This is a genomic window from Rhodosalinus sp. FB01, assembly GCF_041365715.1.
Classification (GTDB): domain Bacteria; phylum Pseudomonadota; class Alphaproteobacteria; order Rhodobacterales; family Rhodobacteraceae; genus Rhodosalinus.
Genome location: NZ_JBGFSH010000006.1, coordinates 155,920 through 175,305, shown reverse-complemented (window position 1 = coordinate 175,305; position 19,386 = coordinate 155,920). Strand labels below are relative to the sequence as shown.

At 66.6% G+C, this 19,386-nt stretch carries 20 protein-coding genes, 2 pseudogenes and 1 riboswitch; of the genes and pseudogenes, 10 read left to right on the top strand and 12 right to left on the bottom strand.

Going from position 1 to position 19,386, the window contains the following annotated elements; all coding sequences use genetic code 11:
- Positions 1-127 precede the first annotated feature (127 nt).
- Together AB6A65_RS11200 and AB6A65_RS11195 are read left to right on the top strand one after the other, a co-directional pair.
- Positions 128-340 (top strand): hypothetical protein, encoded by a 213-nt coding sequence (locus AB6A65_RS11200; protein ID WP_371038468.1) that lies wholly within the window; start codon positions 128-130, stop codon positions 338-340.
- A gap of 308 nt (positions 341-648) precedes the next feature.
- Complete coding sequence (locus AB6A65_RS11195) at positions 649-1,257, top strand: glutathione S-transferase family protein (RefSeq protein WP_371038467.1); 609 nt, start codon at positions 649-651, stop codon at positions 1,255-1,257.
- A gap of 6 nt (positions 1,258-1,263) precedes the next feature.
- On the opposite strand, the gene AB6A65_RS11190 is transcribed toward AB6A65_RS11195, so the two are convergent.
- Positions 1,264-2,208: a LysR family transcriptional regulator gene (locus tag AB6A65_RS11190; RefSeq protein WP_371038466.1), complete on the bottom strand. Its 945-nt coding sequence runs from the start codon at positions 2,206-2,208 to the stop codon at positions 1,264-1,266.
- A gap of 256 nt (positions 2,209-2,464) precedes the next feature.
- Complete coding sequence (locus AB6A65_RS11185) at positions 2,465-2,767, bottom strand: hypothetical protein (RefSeq protein ID WP_371038465.1); 303 nt, start codon at positions 2,765-2,767, stop codon at positions 2,465-2,467.
- Positions 2,768-2,954: 187 nt separating this feature from the next.
- Between AB6A65_RS11185 and AB6A65_RS11180 the strand changes: the two are divergent.
- Positions 2,955-3,416 (top strand): annotated as a pseudogene (locus AB6A65_RS11180) (transposase); the annotation flags it as partial.
- Positions 3,417-3,705: 289 nt separating this feature from the next.
- Complete coding sequence (gene pxpA, locus AB6A65_RS11175) at positions 3,706-4,413, top strand: 5-oxoprolinase subunit PxpA (protein WP_371038464.1); 708 nt, start codon at positions 3,706-3,708, stop codon at positions 4,411-4,413.
- A gap of 524 nt (positions 4,414-4,937) precedes the next feature.
- On the opposite strand, the gene AB6A65_RS11170 is transcribed toward pxpA, so the two are convergent.
- From AB6A65_RS11170 to hpt, 5 genes are all read right to left on the bottom strand, one after another.
- Entirely contained in the window at positions 4,938-5,090 is a 153-nt protein-coding gene (locus tag AB6A65_RS11170; protein ID WP_371038463.1) for a hypothetical protein, read from the bottom strand.
- The gene (locus tag AB6A65_RS11165) at positions 5,087-5,248 is read right to left on the bottom strand and encodes a hypothetical protein (protein WP_371038462.1); all 162 of its coding nucleotides are present in this window, start codon (positions 5,246-5,248) and stop codon (positions 5,087-5,089) included. The genes AB6A65_RS11170 and AB6A65_RS11165 overlap by 4 nt, the downstream gene beginning before the upstream one ends.
- Positions 5,245-5,427 carry a hypothetical protein gene (locus AB6A65_RS11160; protein WP_371038461.1) on the bottom strand — a complete coding sequence of 61 codons (183 nt, stop codon included), beginning with the start codon at positions 5,425-5,427 and terminating at the stop codon, positions 5,245-5,247. Before AB6A65_RS11160 ends, AB6A65_RS11165 begins: the two co-directional genes overlap by 4 nt.
- 228 nt (positions 5,428-5,655) lie before the next feature.
- Positions 5,656-5,765, bottom strand: a riboswitch (SAM-I-IV-variant riboswitch).
- A 46-nt stretch (positions 5,766-5,811) separates the two neighbouring features.
- Positions 5,812-7,137, bottom strand: a complete 1,326-nt coding sequence (locus tag AB6A65_RS11155; protein ID WP_371038460.1) for a tyrosine-type recombinase/integrase — start codon at positions 7,135-7,137, stop codon at positions 5,812-5,814.
- Positions 7,138-7,270: 133 nt separating this feature from the next.
- Complete coding sequence (gene hpt / locus AB6A65_RS11150) at positions 7,271-7,807, bottom strand: hypoxanthine phosphoribosyltransferase (RefSeq protein ID WP_371038459.1); 537 nt, start codon at positions 7,805-7,807, stop codon at positions 7,271-7,273.
- Positions 7,808-7,881: 74 nt separating this feature from the next.
- On the opposite strand from hpt, the gene AB6A65_RS11145 reads away from it, so the two are divergent.
- Positions 7,882-8,364, top strand: a complete 483-nt coding sequence (locus tag AB6A65_RS11145) for a type II toxin-antitoxin system RatA family toxin (RefSeq protein WP_371038458.1) — start codon at positions 7,882-7,884, stop codon at positions 8,362-8,364.
- Between the two features lie 2 nt (positions 8,365-8,366).
- Here the strand turns inward: AB6A65_RS11145 and AB6A65_RS11140 are convergent, their stop codons facing one another.
- From AB6A65_RS11140 to AB6A65_RS11130, 3 genes are read right to left on the bottom strand one after another with little or no spacing between them, the layout of a single operon-like run.
- Positions 8,367-8,846, bottom strand: coding sequence for a CinA family protein (locus AB6A65_RS11140; protein ID WP_371038457.1), 480 nt, complete (start codon positions 8,844-8,846; stop codon positions 8,367-8,369).
- Entirely contained in the window at positions 8,843-9,334 is a 492-nt protein-coding gene (locus AB6A65_RS11135) for a phosphatidylglycerophosphatase A (protein ID WP_371038456.1), read from the bottom strand. Before AB6A65_RS11135 ends, AB6A65_RS11140 begins: the two co-directional genes overlap by 4 nt.
- Entirely contained in the window at positions 9,331-10,452 is a 1,122-nt protein-coding gene (locus AB6A65_RS11130) for a bifunctional 2-C-methyl-D-erythritol 4-phosphate cytidylyltransferase/2-C-methyl-D-erythritol 2,4-cyclodiphosphate synthase (RefSeq protein WP_371038455.1), read from the bottom strand. The genes AB6A65_RS11135 and AB6A65_RS11130 overlap by 4 nt, the downstream gene beginning before the upstream one ends.
- A 179-nt stretch (positions 10,453-10,631) precedes the next feature.
- On the opposite strand from AB6A65_RS11130, the gene dusB reads away from it, so the two are divergent.
- From dusB to AB6A65_RS11105, 5 genes are all read left to right on the top strand, one after another.
- Positions 10,632-11,612, top strand: coding sequence for a tRNA dihydrouridine synthase DusB (gene dusB, locus AB6A65_RS11125; protein WP_371038454.1), 981 nt, complete (start codon positions 10,632-10,634; stop codon positions 11,610-11,612).
- The gene (locus tag AB6A65_RS11120; RefSeq protein WP_371038453.1) at positions 11,609-12,685 is read left to right on the top strand and encodes a nitrogen regulation protein NR(II); all 1,077 of its coding nucleotides are present in this window, start codon (positions 11,609-11,611) and stop codon (positions 12,683-12,685) included. The genes dusB and AB6A65_RS11120 overlap by 4 nt, the downstream gene beginning before the upstream one ends.
- Complete coding sequence (locus tag AB6A65_RS11115) at positions 12,685-14,058, top strand: response regulator (RefSeq protein ID WP_371038452.1); 1,374 nt, start codon at positions 12,685-12,687, stop codon at positions 14,056-14,058. Before AB6A65_RS11120 ends, AB6A65_RS11115 begins: the two co-directional genes overlap by 1 nt.
- Before the next feature lie 63 nt (positions 14,059-14,121).
- Positions 14,122-16,416, top strand: a complete 2,295-nt coding sequence (locus AB6A65_RS11110) for an ATP-binding protein (RefSeq protein WP_371038451.1) — start codon at positions 14,122-14,124, stop codon at positions 16,414-16,416.
- 16 nt (positions 16,417-16,432) lie between these two features.
- The gene (locus AB6A65_RS11105; RefSeq protein ID WP_371038450.1) at positions 16,433-17,881 is read left to right on the top strand and encodes a sigma-54-dependent transcriptional regulator; all 1,449 of its coding nucleotides are present in this window, start codon (positions 16,433-16,435) and stop codon (positions 17,879-17,881) included.
- A 39-nt stretch (positions 17,882-17,920) separates the two neighbouring features.
- Here the strand turns inward: AB6A65_RS11105 and AB6A65_RS11100 are convergent, their stop codons facing one another.
- The gene (locus tag AB6A65_RS11100; protein ID WP_371038449.1) at positions 17,921-19,234 is read right to left on the bottom strand and encodes an HlyC/CorC family transporter; all 1,314 of its coding nucleotides are present in this window, start codon (positions 19,232-19,234) and stop codon (positions 17,921-17,923) included.
- A 69-nt stretch (positions 19,235-19,303) separates the two neighbouring features.
- A pseudogene (locus AB6A65_RS11095) lies at positions 19,304-19,386 on the bottom strand (recombinase XerD); the annotation flags it as partial.

The window sequence follows — 19,386 nt, the reverse complement described above, 5'->3', positions numbered from 1 at the left end:
TCTGGGCAAACTCTAAGAGAATTCGGATCACAAAAAAATCGTGGCGCTACTGAAAAAGCTTATTGGTCTGGAACTCAAGCGAATCCGCGTTTAATCTAAAAGAGCTTAAAATTAAAGGGGGGAAGCCATGAAAGCGGCATTTCTATATGCCGAGCATCCGGCCTCTGCAGACGTCAACGAAATCTACTGGATTCCAGTTTTTGATGAAACGAAGGCTTTTCCGGCCTTGACATCAAAAACCTTCCTCAGCGGGATCAATGCGCGGACAAACGATGGATTTTATCACTTCAGCAGCCGAAAGGACGCACAAAATTATGTGGACAACTTCCTTGTCCCATAGACGAAGAAATTTAATGCCAATCTGACCGTAAAGATGTTTGATGCTGATGTAATGGAAGGAGCGCCGAAAAAGATGGGCTCTCCATTCTTCCGAAATGAATCGCGGGTGAATGTTCGATTAGGTGGTCGAGTCAAAAACTGCGCCCAAGCGTCGTTCGCGCGTCGGCCTACGCGGGCGATCGGGGCTGCGGTTGACTCGCGCGGGCACGATGCGGACGGGCCGGCGTTTTCCGCCCTCCGCACCGCTCTTGTGGAAGAGCAGGTTCGGACCCGCCGCAACGCAGTGTTGACGACGCCAGGAGACCAGCGATGACGACAGCCATGGAACGCGAGCTTGTCCTTTACGGCGGCCCGAACTCGCCCTATGCGCGGATGACACGGGTCGTGGGTACGGAGCTGAGCCTTGCCTTTGACTACCGGATTATCGACGTGTACAGGGCCGAGTTCCTGGACATTTTCAACCCATTGCGCCAGATCCCGACGCTGGTCGTGGACGGGCGGCAGGCGATCTATGACAGTCGCACGATCTTTGCCTTCTTCGCCATGCGTGCCGACAGGCCGGATTTCCTGCACGCCGGGGACATGGAAGCAACCACGCGGGCGGCGCTTGCCATGGGGCTGACCGATACGTGCTTCGGCCACCGGATGGAAAGCATCCGACCCGACCGCGAACGCAGCCCCGATGCCCTGGCGCGGCTTGCCGGCAAGCTTGAGCGCGGCCTGGCACACATGGAAGGCATGGCCGGCGACATCGCCGCCGGCCCGGTGCGGCTGGAACAGGTGGTCGCGGCCTCGATGCTCGGCTATGTCGATTACCGCTATGGCCGAGACTGGCGAACCTATTGTCCCGGGCTTGCGCGCTGGCAGGCCGGTTTCGCTGCGCGCGACAGCATGAAACAGAGCCAACCCTACGGCTGAGGCGCCTCAGAACAGCCGTTTCAGGGACGTGTTATCGAGGTCCGTGTTCAGGTGGCGCAGGCTGACCTCGGAGCGGCAGTAATCGCGAAATGCCAGCGCCGGACCGGGCAGGTCGCGCCGGCGCCCCCAAGCCAGGCCGATCTCCATCGGAGGCACAGGGTCGTCGAGGTCCAAGCATTCGATCCTCTCCGCCTCCAGCGACCAGGGGCGATAGACCATGTCCGACAGGATGGTGACCCCGTGCCCGCTAGCCACGAGCGAGCGCACCGCCTCAACCGAAGCCGTGGCAAACCGGATTTTCGGCTTGAGGTCATAGCGCGCCCAGTACCGTTCGGTAGAATCCTGCGCGTCGTCGATCAGAAGCTGTATATAGGGCTCGTCGGCCAGCGCGCTCAGCGGGACCGTTGGCGAGGCACTCAACCGCGAACCGGTCTGGGTCCAGAGCCGGCGGGGCGAGCGGATCAGGGTTTCGCGCGAAAGGTCCTCGACGCGCCTGATGTTGCCCACCAGCATCAGCCCAATGTCGATTTCTCCGTCTATCAACCGCTGTTCAAGATCCTCACGCGGAAGTTCCGTCATCTGCAAATCGACGTTCCGGAACGCTCGGGAAAACCGCGAAATGGGTGAACTCAGGAAATACCCCGCGATTGTCACGGTCACGCCCAGCCGCAGGGTGCCGGTGATCTCAGTCCGGTTTCCCGGGATTTCATCGAGCGCATGCGACACGTTCGCCAGTATGGTGATGCAATGCCCCAGAAAGCGCTGCCCCTCGGGCGTCGGGTTAACCCCGCGGCGATGCCGTTCCAGCAGCGGCACCCCCACGATTTCCTGCAGCTCCTTGATGGCCGAACTGATTGCCGAGGCCGAGACATTCAGCTGCGCCGCCGCATTGTTGATCTTCTGGGTCTGGCAGACCGCAGCGAAATACTTGATTTGCCGCAGTGTGATCATCCGCACGGCTCCTTCCGTTGCAGCAGGCAGGATAGCTGCGATTTGATCCCCTGAACATCCTTGGGCCACCACAGCCGAAGGGAGCAAGGAATTCCATTTTTTGCAGTATTTTACGATCTTCTGAACTACCGGTTCGACTTCCCCGATTTTCGGGCACAGGCGCTCTTGCACGGACCACTCGGCCGTTGACGCAGACAATTCCGGGGGATTTCCTGGCCCGAATAGTCTTGCCCGGCGTCCGAGAGCAGACACCGCCTCATGCCAGCAGCCTCCGTCGGACGAGGAACAGGTTGCCGAGGGCGAGCGGCGTGAAGAGCTGCGCCCGGTTCTTGGCGAGGGCGCGGCAGCCAGTCTTGAGATACTCGCACTGGCGCTTGAGCGCTCGGAACGGATGCCCGACCCGGGTCCGCACCTTGGCGATGATCCGGTTGATGTCTTGGTGGAGGGGATGCAGCGCGCCGCCCTTCGGCGTTTTGCGAAGTTCGAGTATTAAGAAATCGATCCAGAGGATTGATTCTAGGGCAAAACCGCCCCCGGCCTTGCCGGTGCTGGAGAACACGGCCTCCAGCCCCGCGCTGACATACCCCTTGTCGGCCGCGACCGACGTCTCCTGCCCATGCAGAAGGTCGTCCTGGACCTTGGCTGTCGTGCATCTTGGCCGCTGTGGTCTCCAGGGCTGTGCACGATGCCGCTGTCGGCATCCACGCCCCGCATGAGTGTCAAACGGCATCCAAAGTTGACCCCTCTACCTGCTCTGCGGGCTGATGATCGACCGGCGCGGCCAGGTCTGGTGCGCCGACATCACTTATAGTCCAATGCGACGGGGCCTTCTTTACCTCGTGGCGATCATGAACTGGCGCAGCCACCGTGTGCTGGCATGGCGGCTGTCGGACACGCTGGAAGTCGAGTTCTGCGTCGAGACGCTCAACGAGGGCATTGGGCCCGCCGAAGATCATGAACACGGACCAGGGATCGAAGTTTACCGCCTTCGCCTGGGCGGACCGGCTGCGGCTTGCAGGGGTCCGCATCTCGATGGACGGCAAGGGGGTGCTTCCTCTCCAAAATCTTCGTTGATTTGCCTCGGGCGCAGTCTGAACTACGAGTGCGTCTACCTAAACGCTTGGGAGACCGGGCCCGAGGCCCGCGCCCAGCTGCGAACTTGGCTCGACTTCTACACTTTGCCGCGGCCCGTTGCTGCCTTCGACGGAGAACCGCAGTCAAACCGTGACGACAGCGACAGCGTCCTTCCAGCGCGCGTTCTTCAGCCCCCTGCCTAGAGAGCGAGGTTTTAGGACTTTCATTCGAACGAATTCGAAAAAATCGAAAACACGTCCCAATAATATGAGTTTGTAGTGCGTGTCAGTAGTTGGGAACATGAGCAAGCTCTAGTATTCGCGCCATGCCCTTGACCGAAGGGCCCGGTTTGCCGCGATGTCGGAGGTGCTTTCCGGGTCCCTTCCACCGGCCCATTCGTGACGTTAAAGACAGGAGACCGATATGGAACTGAATTGCGACATGGGCGAAGGATTTGCCATCTACAGCGTCTGCGACGATGCCGAAATGATGAAACATATCGACATCGCCAATGTCGCCTGCGGGTTTCACGCCTCAGACCCCGTTGTCATGCATCGTACGGTGGAGCTGGCGGCGAAGAACGGCGTGCGCGTCGGCGCGCATCCGTCCCTGCCGGACCGGCAAGGGTTCGGACGCCGCGAAATGAAGATCGAGCGCGACGAGCTGCGCGATATCTTGATCTACCAGGTTTCCGCGCTGAAGGGGTTCATGGACATGCATGGCCTTGCCATGAACCATATCAAGCCGCATGGCGCGCTTTACGGTATGGCCGCGCGTGACGCGGAGGTGGCGCATGCCGTGGCGGACGTCGCGGAGACATTCGAGACGGCCCTGTTCGGCATGGCCGGCACCGAGCACGACAGAGTCTACAAGGCGCGCGGCATACCGTTCATGGCCGAGCTTTATGCCGACCTGAACTATCGGGCTGACGGGTCACTCGTCATTTCGCGCAGCCCGCCGAAGGTATCGGTTGATCAGGTCGTGGCGCGGTGCCGAAAGGCCGTCGAGGCGGGTGTCGTGGACACGCTGGACGGCAAGGACGTGCCGATCACCTTTGACGTGATCTGTGTTCACTCCGACACCGAGGGCGCCATCGACGCCGCCCGGGCGCTGCGCGCCGCGCTGGCCTGAACGATTTCGCCCCGCAGTCCAAGCGGCCGGTGGTTTTCTGTCCCTGCCGCCTGCCCGCATAGGCGAAAGGAGGCCAGATGTCCGAACGTCCACAGGCCCGCCCAACGGCGACGCGCACCGCATCACCGAGTTCGATTTCGCCCCAGGGTCGAAACCGGCGGCACGAACACGAGTTCGACGACGTTATCATCAGGTTCAGCGAGTGGCGGATTACGCTGGAACACCCGGGCGTCGGGACCGACACCGTCACCCTGCCCGCCGGGCGATGCTATCACCGCCCTGCGGAGTTTCGCACAACGTGATCTATGGAGGCCTGGCTTGATGGCCTTTGTCGAGGTCGAGTTGCAACACGGACTCGACCTCGACAGCCTCGATCAGGGGTAAAAAGCGCGGCTCAAAAGTCCTGAGCGGCTTTTCTTGCCACGAACCGCGCTGATCTTCGGATACAGCAGCGTAGCTGACCGGGTAAGCCTGCGCAGCGGAACCAGGATCGTCCCGTCGTGGAGCGGCTTCATCGTGCTCTTCTACTGACGCAAGGTCAGCTCCTCGATCAGCAAAAGAGCGCGCAGGCGCTTGATCCTCAGAGGAGACACGCAGCGTTCCGCCGCCCGTCGCACGAAGACCGTCTTCGTCGCCGGAACCTCCGCGACGACCGTCTCGGGGACAAAGAAGGTCACCGCCCGTCCTCGCGGTCGGGCTCGGCCATCTCCCGCGCCTCCCTTTCCTCGCGCAGCTGCTCATCGAGCAGGTTAGTCATGGCCCGGGGTTGCGTCTCTGTGATGCGTGACAGCCAGTCTTCCTCGTCCTCCAGGTAGATCATCACGACGCTGGTCATGCCTCCACCTTCGTCTGCAGCGGCTGGTCGGCAGCCCGCGCTGCGGCGAGTTCCCCGAGGGCGTCTTCTTTCTTCTGAACGATCGCCCAGAATACCGGTGCGTCCTCCTCGGAGACGCGGGCGAGGTTGAAGCCAATCATCTGCCGCTCGACCGCCGTCTTGGCCTCACGACAGCGCAAGCCGGGCTCGCTTCAGTTGCAGGGTCTTGGCGGTCATGATGCGCCTCCTTCAGTTGATCTCGCAGGACCGCAGCGATGATGACAGATGCATAGCGCGGCTCGACGATCACCTGTCGGAGCGTTTGCCAGTCGCTCAGCACGAGGAAATCATGGATTCACGTGCGCACTGCTTCGCTGTGCGGGGCGAGGGGACGAGGATACCGTTGTACTCGCATATGAAGTCGGTCATGGGTCCTCCTTGGTTGCCGGCCAGACTGCCGACCGCGTCGTTGGACCACCTTGCCGAGGAAATCGGGGGCAGGTTGGCGCGGGCGCTAGCCCGTTTCTTGACGCATTCGAAGAACAAGGCCGAATGACACCTGATGCAACGGGCGCGATATCAAGCTAACGCGCCAGTGCCACAACGTTATCCCGCGGCTCGAGCGTCGCTCCCCAAGCCTCCGCGACCACGTCCAGAGCCTCTCGGAGACGAGGCTCGTCCTGCACCCGCAAGTAGGTGCGCTGGAGGATGTCGCCCGCGGGCGCGGCGTGGGCGGTCAGCTTGGCCGCCAGCGCCGGCGGAAGTTCCGCTTCGGTGATCAGCCGCGTGGCGAAGGTCGCCCTGATGTCATGCAGCCGGAAGTCGCGCTCGCCCAGGAGCGCCACGTCCTTCGTTGCGAGGAAGACGCCGCGCAGATGCGTGATGTGCTTCGGCTCGCCGCGGCCGATGGCCGGGAACACGTACGGGTTGCGTGACGCCCACGCCTCGCTCTTCTGCCGGGCCTTCGCACGCCGCACGATCTCGGCTACCGGCTCAGATAGCGGGACGTCCGACGCCTTGCGCGCCTTCATGCGCAGGGCAGGGCGCTTCCATCGCGCCGCCCGAGGCGTGAGGTCGAACTCCTCGAAGCGCGCACCAAGCGCCTCATTCCGACGGGCGCCCGTCAGGCACAGCAGCCTGATGGCATCCACAAAGACCTCGACCGGCGTGCCGCTGGCTGCCTGCCGGTTCCGTTCGACGACGTCCAGCGCCCTCCAGAAGGCCTTCATCTCGTCGATGCTCAGCACCTCCTCCCTCGGCGCCTCCTCGAAGTACTCGAGGCCGACGGTCGGACGGTCCTTGATGAGCTTCAGCTTCTTGGCGAGAGTAAAGAATTTCGACACGTCCGAGAAGATGCGGTTGACCGTCGCTCCCGACAGGCGTCTCGCCAGATCGGCCTGCAGCCTTTCGAGGTCCTCGAGCTCGATCTCGCGCACGGGCGTTGCACCCAGGGCTGTCACCAGCTTGCCGATGGCGTAGCGGGCGTACGCACCGCCGTCTGCGTGTCGCCCCGCGCCCTTGGGGTGAGTGAGGAAGGTCTCCGCAAACTCCTCGACCCTCTGATCCTCCGCAGCGCGGATTTCAGCTGCCGCGCGCTCGATCTTGCGCTCCTCGACCGGGTCGACGCCCCGCTTGGCCTGCCGGCGATATTCGGCGACATCCTCTCGGACATTGGCGAGAGCCTTCGCGGAGTGGACCTCTACGACGTCGCAAAGCGTGATCTTGCGCTGCGCGCCTGCGACGACGCGGACCTGGGCGAACAGGCGGCGCATCACCTTGCCGTCCTTGGCGCGGGCAACGCGGCAGCCGAGCCCCGGCTGCTCGGTATCCCACCAGACGGCGACGCCGCCCTCGGGCTCGAGAGCGCGCAGCCTCGCGAGTGTGAAGGCGAATTTCTTCGACTTGGGCATGGGGGCCTCCTTTGCCGTGCAGCACTGATGCAGCACCCGTGCAGCACTTCAATGCTATATTAGGGCATGGCGCCGTGTTGCGGCAAGAAGGCAAGGTTAATAAAAACAGATGCTTGGCATTCTGAGGCATGGCTCAGACCCACCTGATGACGCCGATATAGGGCAGGTTGCGGTTTCGCTGAGCGTAATCGATGCCGTAGCCCACCACGAAGGCATCTGGGATCTCGAATCCAGTCCAGTCGGCCACCACCTCCACCTCGCGTCGCGCGGGCTTGTCCAGAAGCGCGATGCTCTTGAGCCGTGCAGGCCGGCGGGAGGTCAGAAGGTTGAGAACGTGGGCCAGCGTGTGGCCCGTGTCCACGATATCCTCGACGACCAGCACGTCGCGCCCCGCGATCTTGCCGCGAAGGTCCTTCAGGATACGCACCTCGCGGCTCGATTCGGTGGAGTTGCCGTAAGAGGACGTCTCCATGAAATCGACCTCCACCGGCAGATCGAGTTCGCGCACGAGATCGGCGATGAACACGAAGGAGCCGCGCAAAAGCCCCACGACCACCAGCTTGTCGGTGCCCGCGAAGGCGCGCTCGATCTCGTGGGCGAGCGCCTCGATGCGCGCCGCGATGGCCTTCGCCGAGATCAGCTCGTCGATGACATAAGGCCGCTCCGCCATGCCTGCCCCTTGATTTTCCGGCCGCACCATACGACATGGGCGGCCACTGTCACGGAGGAAATCGGCCCCAAGGCATGCCAACCCATTCCGAAACCCGCACGCTGCCCTACAGCGCAGCGCAGATGTACGACCTGGTGGCCGACGTCGCGCGCTATCCCGAGTTCCTGCCATGGACGGCCGCGGCCCGGGTGCGCTCGCGCCGCCCCGTGACGTCGCCCGACGGCGAGACGGGCGAGATCATGGAGGCCGATCTCGTCATCTCGTTCAAGGTGTTCCGGGAGCGGTTCGGCAGCCGCGTGACGCTCTGGCCCGACACGCGGCGGATCGACACGGAATATCTCGACGGCCCGTTCCGCCACATGCACTCCAACTGGAAATTCCGCGACAGGCCCGAGGGGTGCGAGGTGAGCTTCCACGTGGATTTCGAGTTCAAGAACCGGATCATGCAGCGTGCCGCGGGGCTCTTCTTCTACGAGGCGATGCAGCGGATCGTGCGCGCGTTCGAGGCGCGGGCGTATGACCTTTACGGCAGCCCCGGCACGGCCACGGTGGGCTAGGGTCAGGGCGCGCCGTCGACCACCGCGTCGAGCATCGACATGGCGTGATCCACCGACGCGCGGCGCACGTTCTCGCGACCGAGGGGGCCGAACTCCACCGTCTGGATCAGCGTTTTGCGCCCCTCCACGGCGAGCGCGAAACAGACGCGGCCCTCGGGCTTCGTCTCGGATCCGCCCGGCCCGGCGATGCCGGTGATGGCGATCGCGACATCGGCGTGCGCCCGTGCGAGCGCGCCTTCGGCCATCTCGCGCGCCACCGCCTCGCTCACCGCGCCCTGGGCCGCGAGCGTCTCGGCCTCCACGCCCAGCATCTCCTGCTTGGCGCGGTTGGAATAGGTGACGAAGCCCCGTTCGAAGACGTGGGAACTGCCCGGCTGCTCGGGGATGCGCGCCGAAAGCATGCCCCCCGTGCCGCTTTCCGCCGTCGTGATGCGACGGCCCGCATCGCGGTAGCGCATGACGAGGGTCTGCTGCGTGATCATCGCATCATCACTCCATGGGCGAAGGCGGCAAGAAGGACCACGCCGAGCCCGGCAAGGACGCCTGCGAGGATGTCGTCGAGCATGACGCCCGTCGCGCCGTGGCACCGGTCCGCCCAGCCGACCGGCCCAAGCTTCAGTATATCGAAGAAACGGAAAAGGAGGAAGGCGGCGAGCCAGCCCGGCCAGAGCGCCGTCACCGGCAGGCCGAGAAGCGTGGCGCCCGCCGAGACCGGCCAGATGGCGATCCATTGGCCCACGACTTCGTCCACGACGAATTCCGATGGGTCCTCCTCCGGCCGGCCCGAGAGCTCCGCCGCCACCGCGCGCCATCCCAGCGCGGCCACGGCGACCGTGGCCAGCGCGAGCACGGCGAAGCCGCCCAGCGCGTGAAGCGCCCAGGCCATGGGCAGGGCCGCCGCGGAGGCCCAGGTGCCCGGGCCCGGGCGCAGGTGGCCCAGCCCGAAGACGGTGGCGACGAGCCGGTTCATGGCCGCACCAGGGCGGCCGTCGCGATCGCGGCGATGCCCTCCTCCCGGCCGGTGAAGCCCAGCCCCTCGCTGGTGGTGGCCTTCACGCTCACGCAGACGGGATCAATCCCCGCGATGCGCGCGAGTTCGGTCTGCATTTCAGTGGCATGCGGCCCGATCTTCGGGCGCTCGCACACCAGCGTGCAATCGATGTTGGCGATCCGCCAGCCGCGCTCCGCCACGAGATCCGCGGCATGGGCGAGGAAGATGTGGCTCGCCGCGCCTTTCCATTGCGGGTCCGATGGCGGGAAATGCCGGCCGATGTCGCCCTCGGCCAGCGCGCCGTAAAGCGCGTCGGTGACCGCGTGCATCCCCACATCCGCATCCGAATGGCCCGCCAACCCCTTGCCATGCGGCACTTTCACGCCGCACAGCATCACGTGGTCGCCGGGGCCGAAACGGTGCACGTCGTAGCCATTCCCGAGCCGAAGCTGCATTCCCGTCATCTCCCGTTCGGCCCGCGCGAAATCCTCGGGCGCGGTGATCTTCAGGTTGGCCTCCTCGCCCGGAACGATCGCGACCTCGAGGCCCGCGGCGCGCGCAACCTCCACATCGTCGGCGGCCGTGCCGTCATGGTGCCGGTGGGCGGCCAGGATCGGTGCGAGGCGGAAGCCCTGTGGCGTCTGCGCCCGCCAGAGGCCCTCGCGAGATGCGGTTCCCGCGACCCGGCCGGCCGCCCCGCGCCACAGCGCATCGGTCACGGGCAGGGCGGGTGCCGCGGCGTCCGCGGTCGCAAGGGCCGCGATCACCCGGTCGATCACCGCGGCCGACACGCCGGGGCGCGCGACGTCATGGATCAGCACATGGGTGACATCGCTGCCCCCGAGCGCCTCGAGCCCCGCCCGGACGGAGGCCGCGCGCGTCGCGCCGCCCTCGACGAGCCGGACGTCCCCGGGGGCGAGCGCCCGGTCCCCGGGATGGATGACGAGCATGGTTTCGGCGACGCGGGGATGGCGTGCGAACGCGGCGACGGCCCAGTCGACCACGCGCCGCCCGGCGAGCGGGCGCCATTGCTTCGGCGTCCCCCCGCCCGCGCGCGAACCGCGTCCCGCGGCGACGATGATGGCGGCGATGCGCATGGCGTCTCCCGGCTTTGCCTGCCGGTTGTCTAGGCGCTGCTTCGACGCAAGGCAATGTCCCGGCGTCGAGCGCCCAAGAAATGGGCAGACGGCGGGTGGCGCGGGTCAAAAGCGTCGCGGGCAACTTGTCCATCGCCTTGGCACGGGTTAGCTGGAGGGCGTGCACAAGGATTAGGCAGTTGAGCATTACTCTGGCAGGGCGCACCCTCGACCCACCCGTGTTCCTCGCCCCCATGGCGGGCATCACCGATCGGCCCTATCGCGATCTGGTGGCCTCTTTCGGCGCGGGCCTCGTGGTGAGCGAGATGGTGGGCAGCCAGGAAATGGTGCAGGCGAAACCGGGGGTGCGCGAGCGTGCGGAACTGGGCTTCGACCGGGCGGGCACCGCCGTGCAGCTTGCCGGGCGCGATCCCCGCTGGATGGCGGACGCCGCGCGGATGGTGGAAGCCAACGGCGCGCGCCTGATCGACATCAACATGGGGTGTCCCGCCAAGAAGGTGGTGGGCGGGCTGTCGGGCTCTGCGCTTCTGCGAGAGCCCGAGCGCGCGCTCCGCCTGATCGAGGCGGTTGTCGGCGCGGTGTCGGTGCCGGTCACGCTCAAGACCCGTCTGGGCTGGGACGAGCAGTGCCTCAACGCGCCGGAGATCGCGCGGCGGGCCGAGGCGGCGGGCGTGCAGATGATCACGATCCACGGGCGCACGCGGTGCCAGTTCTACAAGGGACGTGCCGACTGGCGCGCCATCGCGCGCGTCCGGGCCGCGGTTCGCATCCCGGTGATCGCCAACGGAGACATCACCGGGGCGGAGAGCGCGCGCGCCGCGCTCCGCGCATCGGGCGCGGACGGCGTGATGGTGGGGCGCGGCGCGCAGGGGCGGCCCTGGCTTCTGGCGCAGATCGCCGCGCGCCTGGCCGCGCGGCCGCTGCCGGCGGCCCCCGAAGGGCGGGAGCTTTCCGATCTGGTGGCAAGGCATTACGAGGCGATGCTGAGCTTTTACGGCAACGAGATCGGCGAGCGTGTCGCGCGCAAGCATCTCGGGTGGTACATGGACGGCGCGGGAACCGCGCCCGCGCTGCGCCGCGCCGTCCTGACCGGCGCGCCGCGAGAGGTGCTGGCGCATCTGCCCGAGGCGCTCGCCCCGCGCGAAAGGCGCGCGGCATGAGCCTCGACGGGCCGATCTGGAACTCGCTGCCGGTGCCCGCCGTCCTGATCGACGCGGCGGATCGGATCAGCGCGGCAAATCCCGCCGCCGAAGGGTTCTTCAACACCTCCGCGAAGTCCCTGTCCGGCCAGCCGGTCTGGGACAGGCTGGCCGTGGACGCCCCGATCGAGGAAAGCTTCCAGCGGGCGCGCCGCGACAACGCCACGCTTTTCGTCAACGACGTCGACGTCGGCACGGGCGAGCGGCCGCCGCTTCAGTGCAACCTCCAGATTGCGCCGCTGTCGGGCGCGCCGGGGGCGATGGTCCTGCTGATCGCGCCGCGCGAGCTGGCCGGGCGCATGACCGTCAGCCATTCGGTGAAGTCGGCCGCGAAATCGGCCATCGGCATGGCCGAGATGCTCGCCCACGAGATCAAGAACCCGCTGGCCGGGATCGCTGGGGCCGCCCAGCTTCTGTCGATGAACCTCGGCGCGGACGACCTTGAACTTACGGATCTTATCGTCGCCGAGACACGCCGCGTCGTGAAGCTGCTCGAACAGGTCGAACAGTTCGGAAACGCCACGCCGCCCGATCTCAGGCCGCTCAACATCCACGACGTGCTCGATCGCGCGCGGCGCTCGGCGCTTCTGGGTTTCGGCGCCCACATGACGATCGTCGAGGATTACGACCCCTCGCTGCCGCAGGCGCTCGGCGATCCCGACAAGTTGCTTCAGGTGTTTCTCAATCTCCTTAAGAACGCCTCCGAGGCCGCCGGGCGCGAGGGCGGCACGATCCGTCTGCACACCTATTTCGAGCACAGTTTCAAGTTGCGCCGGGCCGATGGCGGCGGCCAGGCGCTGCCCCTGCAGATCGAGGTGATCGACGACGGCCCCGGCCTGCCCGGAGAGCTGGCCGGCGACATCTTCGAGCCCTTCGTCTCGGGCCGCGACAACGGCACGGGGCTGGGCCTCGCCCTCGTCAGCAAGATCGTCTCGGATCACGGCGGCTGGATCTCGGTCAGCTCCGTGCCCGGACGCACCGTCTTTCGCATATCGCTCGCCCGTGCGCCCCAACCCAGGAAGGAGACCCCCTGATGGACGGCACCGTTCTCGTCGCCGACGACGACCGCACGATCCGCACCGTGCTGACGCAGGCGCTGACGCGCGCGGGATGCAAGGTGCACGCCACCTCCTCGCTGACGACGCTCTTGCGCTGGGTGAGCGAGGGGAAGGGCGACGTGGTCATCTCGGACGTGATGATGCCCGACGGGAACGGGCTCGAGATGCTGCCGAAGATCGCCCAGGATCGCCCGGATCTGCCGGTCATCGTGATCTCGGCGCAGAACACGATCATGACGGCGATCCAGGCCGCGGAGGCGGAAGCCTACGACTACCTGCCGAAGCCCTTCGACCTGCCGGACCTGATGAAGCGCACCGCCCGCGCGCTCGAGACGCGCCGCCGCGCGCCGTCGGTGCCGGTGGACGACGTGCCCGCCGAGGACGGCGAGCTGCCGCTGGTCGGGCGCACGCCCGCCATGCAGGCGCTCTACCGCCTGGTGGCGCGGGTCATGAACGCCGACATACCGGTCCTCATCACCGGCGAATCGGGCACCGGGAAATCGCTGATCGCCCGGGCCATCCACGATTTCTCGGACCGCCGCACGCTGCCCTTCGTCACCGTCGCCGCGGCGGACCTGCGCGACCTCGAGGGTCCGGCGCGGGTGCTTGCGCGGGCCAAGGGCGGCACGCTTCTGCTCGACGAGATCGCGGATTTCGAGGACGACGTGCAGGCCCGCATCGTGCGCATGATGGATGCGCCGGGCGAGCATGTGCCGCGGTTCATGGCCACCTCGCAGGCGGACCTGGCCGCCGCGATGGAGGAGGGCGGGCTGCGCCGGGATCTCTATTATCGCCTCACCGGGGCCACCCTGCACGTCCCGGCGCTGCGCGAGCGGGTGGAGGACATCGCGCTGCTGGCCGAGCATTTCCTCGCCCGCGCCGAGCGCGAAGGCGCTCCGCGGCGGCGATTTTCCGAGGATGCGGAAGAGCTTGTCCGCCTCTACAGCTGGCCGGGGAACGTGCGCCAGCTCGAGAACGCGGTCCGCAGGCTGAGCCTGACCTCGCGCGCCGAGGATATCTCGCGCGCCGAGGTCGAACAGGTCCTCGGCGATCAGCCGGGCACCGAGCCGGTCCTGCAAGGCCGGGGGGCCGACGGCGAGAAGCTCTCGGCCTCGGTGGCGCGCCACCTGCGGCGCTATTTCGACCTGCATGGCGCGATGCTGCCGCCGCCCGGCCTTTACCAGCGCGTCCTGCGCGAGGTGGAGGCGCCGCTCATCGAGATCGCGCTCGACGCCACGGGCGGAAACCAGGCCAAATGCGCCGACCTTCTCGGCATCAACCGCAATACGCTTCGCAAGAAGGTCAACGACCTCGAGATTCGCGTGACACGGCGCCGCAAATTGATGTAAAAGGGCAACAGACCCGTGGCCCCGGCGCGGCAGCCCCGCTGTCCGCACCGGCAGGACCACAAAATGTGGCGGTGCGGTGCCCTGTGGCGCCGAGAGCAGGCGAGGACAGTCGTGGCCTTTGGGGCACAGCGCTTGAGTTGGAGCCGGGTGAACCGGCTGCGCCGTCAGCGGCGGGTGCAGAATGCCGCGACGCTCGGCCTGGTGATCCTGGGCCCCGTGCTCGCGCTGGTCACCTTCCTCGTTCTGGGGCCGTTCGACCAGGGCGCGGCGTCGCTCGGCCTGCGTCTCGTGCTGCTGGCCGATCTCGTCTACGTCCTCGTCGTGGCCGCGCTGGTGCTGCAGCGTGTGGTGCAGATGATCGCGGCACGGAGGGCGCAGTCGGCCGGATCTCGGCTGCACCTGCGGCTGACCGGCGTCTTCGCGCTGATGGCGCTCATCCCGACGGTCAGCGTGGCCGTCTTCGCCGGTCTCACCGTCAATATCGGCCTTGAGGGATGGTTTTCCGACCGGGTGCGCAGCGTGCTGGGCTCGAGCCTCGCCGCCGCGCAGGCCTACGAGGAAGAGCACCGCCGCGACCTTGCCGAGGATGCGGGCGCGCTCGCCCGCTATCTCGAATCCGACAATCGCGCCACCTTCCTCATGAGCGACGGCGACCTGCGCGTTCTGCTCGCCCAGGGGCAGGCGCAGATCCAGCGCGGGCTGCGTGAGGCCTACGTGATCGACGGCGCGGGAGAGATCCGCGCCCGGGGCGAACGCTCCTACCTCTTCGATTACGAAGAACCGGCGCGCGCGGCCTTCGACACGGCGGCCGGGGAAGGCGTGGCGATCGTGGAGGACTGGGACAACAACGAGTTCCGCGCCCTCGTGCCGCTGACCCGGTTCGCCGACCGCTATCTTTACGTCAGCCGCGAGGTGGACGGGGAGCTTCTGAGCCTGCTCGACGAGACGCAGGAGACCGTGCGGCTCTACCAGCAGCTCGAAAGCGAACGCGGCCGGGTGCTCTTCGAGTTCGGGCTTCTCTACCTCGGCTTCGCGGTAATCCTCATCCTGGCGTCGGTCTGGCTGGGGCTCTGGTTCGCCGAGCGGCTGTCGCGGCCGGTGGGCCGGCTTGCGGGGGCGGCGCAGCGTGTGGGCTCCGGCGATCTGGACGTTCAGGTCCGGGAGGAAGAGGGCGACGATGAGATCGCCATGCTGGGGCGGTATTTCAACCAGATGACCCGGCAGCTCAAGATCCAGCGCGAGAAGCTGCTCGACAACACGCGCCAGATCGAGCGTCGCCGCCGGTTGTTCGACTCGGTTCTGAGCTCGGTCACCTCGGGCGTCGTCGGCGTGGACGCGACGGGCCGCGTGGCCTTCGTCAACCGCTCCGCCGAGCGGCTTCTGGGCTGGGAGGAGAACCGCCGCCTCGTGCCCATTTCCGTCGCGGTGCCGGAATTCGGCGAGCTGTTCGAGCGGGTGCGCTCGGGCCGCGCCGAGGTGGCCCAGGAAGAGATCAAGGTCTCGCGCGGGGGCCGGCTGGAGAACCTGCTGGTCCGCATCGCCCCCCGGCGCCGGGAGGATGGAAGCCTGGAAGGGTTCGTGGTGGCCTTCGACGACGTCACCGATCTCGTGGCGGCGCAGCGTCTCGCCGCCTGGGGCGACGTGGCGCGCCGCATCGCCCACGAGATCAAGAACCCGCTCACCCCGATCCAGCTCTCGGCAGAGCGCATTCGCCGCAAGTTCCGCAAGGGGTTGTCGGAGGACGAGGCCGCGCAGCTCGACGCGATGACCGAGGTGATCGTGCGCCAGACCGACGATCTGAGGCGCATCGTCGACGAGTTCTCGAAATTCGCCCGGATGCCGGAGCCAGAGCGGCGCAGCGAGGACCTTGTCGCGCTGGTGCGCGACGCCGCGCTGTTGCAGGAGGCCGGTCAGCCGGGCGTGCGCTTCGACATCGCGCTGCCCGAGACGCCTTTGATCGCCGAGCTGGACGCCACCATGATCGGGCAGGCGCTGACGAACCTGATCAAGAACGCCGGTGAAGCGATTGAAACACTGCAGGAAAAAGGCGCGCCCGACGGGCACGTTCCGGAAATCCGCGTGTCGCTGGAGGCCAAGGGCGGCTGGGCGACGGTGCGCCTTGCCGACAACGGGGTGGGGCTGCCGGAGGACCGTGCGCGGCTTTTCGAGCCTTACGTGACCACCCGCGAGAAGGGCACCGGCCTCGGCCTGCCCATCGTGAAGAAGATCATCGAGGAGCATGGCGGCACCCTCACGCTGGAGGACGCGCCGGCCTTCGACTGGTCGGAGCACCGCGGCGCGATGGCCGTGATCCGCCTGCCGCTGGCCGGGGGCGCGCGGGCGGCGGCCGCAGAATAAGAGGAGAGGCAAGGGCATGAGTGACATCCTGATTGTGGACGACGAGCGCGACATTCGCGAACTGATCGCGGACATTCTGGAGGACGAGGGCTACGCGACCCGGCGGGCGGGCAACTCCGAGGAGGCGATGGCGGCGATCAACGCCGAGCCGCCCGGGCTTCTGATCCTCGACATCTGGCTGAAGGACAGCCGGATGGACGGGATCGACATCCTGAAAAGCGTGCGGCGCGACAACCCGGACGTGCCGGTGGTCATCATCTCGGGTCACGGCAACATCGAGATCGCGGTGGCGGCGATCAAGCAGGGCGCCTACGACTTCATCGAGAAGCCGTTCAACATCGACCAGCTCATGGTGGTGATCCGCCGCGCGATGGAAACCTCGCGGCTGCGCCGCGAGAACCAGAGCCTGAAGCGCCGCGACGCCCGCGAGACGCAGATGATCGGTGAAAGCCCGGCCTTCCGCGCGCTGCTGGGCCAACTCGACAAGGTCACGAAATCCAACGGGCGGGTGATGCTGACCGGCCCCGCGGGTGCAGGCAAGGAGGTGGCCGCACGCTATGTCCACGCCCGGTCGGGCCGCGCGCAGGCGCCGTTCGTCACGGTGAATTGCGCCTCGATCGCTCCCGAGCGCATGGAAGAGGTGCTTTTCGGCCGCGAGACAACCGACCGCGGGGTGGAGCCCGGCCTGCTGGAGCAGGCGCATGGCGGCGTTCTATACTTCGACGAGGTGGCGGACATGCCGCTCGGCACCCAGTCGAAGATCCTGCGCGTCATGGTGGACCAGACATTCCAGCGCGTGGGGGGCGCCGACAAGGTGCGCGTCGATCTGCGCGTGATCTCCTCCACCAACCGCGACCTCGAGGCCGAGATCGGCGCGGGCCGGTTCCGGCAGGAACTCTATCACCGCCTCAACGTGGTGCCGATCTCGGTGCCCGCGCTCGAGGACCGGCGCGAGGATATCCCGCTGCTCGCGCGGCATTTCGTGGACGAGATCCACCAGGCGCAGGGCCTTCCGCGCCGCGAGCTCACCGACGAGGCGGTGGCGCTCATGCAGACGATGATCTGGCCCGGAAACGTGCGCCAGCTCAAGAACCTGGTCGAGCGGGTTCTCATCCTCGGCGACGGGTCCGGGCCCATCGCCGCGCACGAACTGCCCCAGGAAGTTGCGCCGGGCACCGCCGAGGACGGGCGCGTGGTGCTTTCGGGCGCGGTGGCCACGATGCCGCTGCGCGAGGCGCGCGAGGCGTTCGAGCGCGAGTATCTTCTGACCCAGATCAATCGCTTCGGTGGCAACATCTCGCGCACGGCGAGCTTCGTCGGGATGGAACGCAGCGCGCTGCACCGCAAGCTGAAATCCCTTGGCGTGGTCACCGGATCCAAGTCCGGCGCCCGGGTGGCGCATGTGAACGACGAGGACGAGTTGGAGGAGGACGCGCCGAGCGCTGCCGCGAGCAGGGCAGGCTGACGCGCGCGGTCCCGCCCATGGCCGCCGCCCGGAGCGGGCTCAGAGCGGGCGGATCTTGAGTTTCGTGATGCGATTGTCCTTGCGGCCGGTCACCTCGAAGCGGAAGCCGTGGAAGGAAAAGACCTGCCCCACGGTGGGGATCATCTGCGCCTCGTGGATGACCAGCCCCGCCACGGTATTGGCCTCTTCGTCGGGCAGCGACCACTCCGTGGCGCGGTTCAGGTCGCGGATCGTCATCGAGCCGTCCACGATGTAGTTGCCGTCCTCGGCCTTGCGGATCGTGTGGTCGCCGTCGGGATCGAACTCGTCTGTGATCTCGCCCACGATTTCCTCGAGGATATCCTCGAGCGTGATCAGCCCCTCGATGGAGCCGTATTCGTCCACCACCAGCGCGAAATGCGACCGCCGCCGCAGGAATTCCCGGATCTGGTCGTCGAGCGCCGTGGTGTCGGGAATGAAGTAGGGCTCCATCATCACCTCGGCGATGTCGAAGGACTGGAGCGTCGTGGTCAGCGTGGCCTCTTCGGGGGCGGACATGCGCTTGTAGAGCGTGCGCAGCAGATCCTTGGCATGGACGACGCCCACGATGTTTTCGGGCTCGCCGCGATAGACGGGCAGGCGGGTGTGGCTGCTTTCGAGGCACTGGCGCAGAACCTCGGAAGGCTCCGCCTCGGCGTCCAGCATTTCGATGCGCGACCGGTGGAGCATGATCTCCTCCACCGTGCGTTCTCCCAGATCGAGCGCGCCCAGGATGCGGTCGCGGTCCTCCTTCTCGACCACGCCCTCGGAGTGGCCGAGATGGAGCGCGCCGGCGATCTCCTCGCGCACGGCGAGGATATGGCTGTCGGGGTCGGTCTTCACACCGAACAGGCGCAGCACCCCGCGCACCAGCAAGCGCACCGCGGACACGATCGGCGAGAACACCCGTACGATCACGCGGATGATCGGCGCCACGAGCGACGCCGCCGCCTCGGAGTTGGTGATCGCGTAGGTCTTGGGCAGCACTTCCGCGAAGATCAGCACCAGCAGCGTCATCACCAGCGTGGCCAGCGCCACGCCGGATTCGCCGAAAAGCTTGGTGAAGAGCGCGGTGGCGAGCGAGGCGGCCAGGATGTTGACGAGGTTGTTGCCCAGCAGCACCGACCCGATCAGCCGCTCGTTGTCCTCGGTGATCTCGAGCGCGAGTTCGGCCCCGCGAGAGCCCTTGTCGGCGCGTGCGCGGAGCTTCCCCCGCGAGGCCGCCGTCAGCGCCGTCTCGGAGCCCGAGAAGAAGGCCGAGAGCATCAGCAGCAGGATGATGCCCCCGGAGGTCAGCCAGAAGGCGGTGTCGATCATGGATTGTGCGGGATCCATCCTCGGGTCCGTTGATGCGTGGTGAAGCGATGTCTCTTATGAGGCCCGCGGCGTGACCGTGCAAGCCGCTCAGCTGTCGCGGGCGAGCGGGTGATGCTCCAGCACAAGGCTCCGCAGGCGCTCCTCCAGGACATGGGTGTAGATCTCGGTGG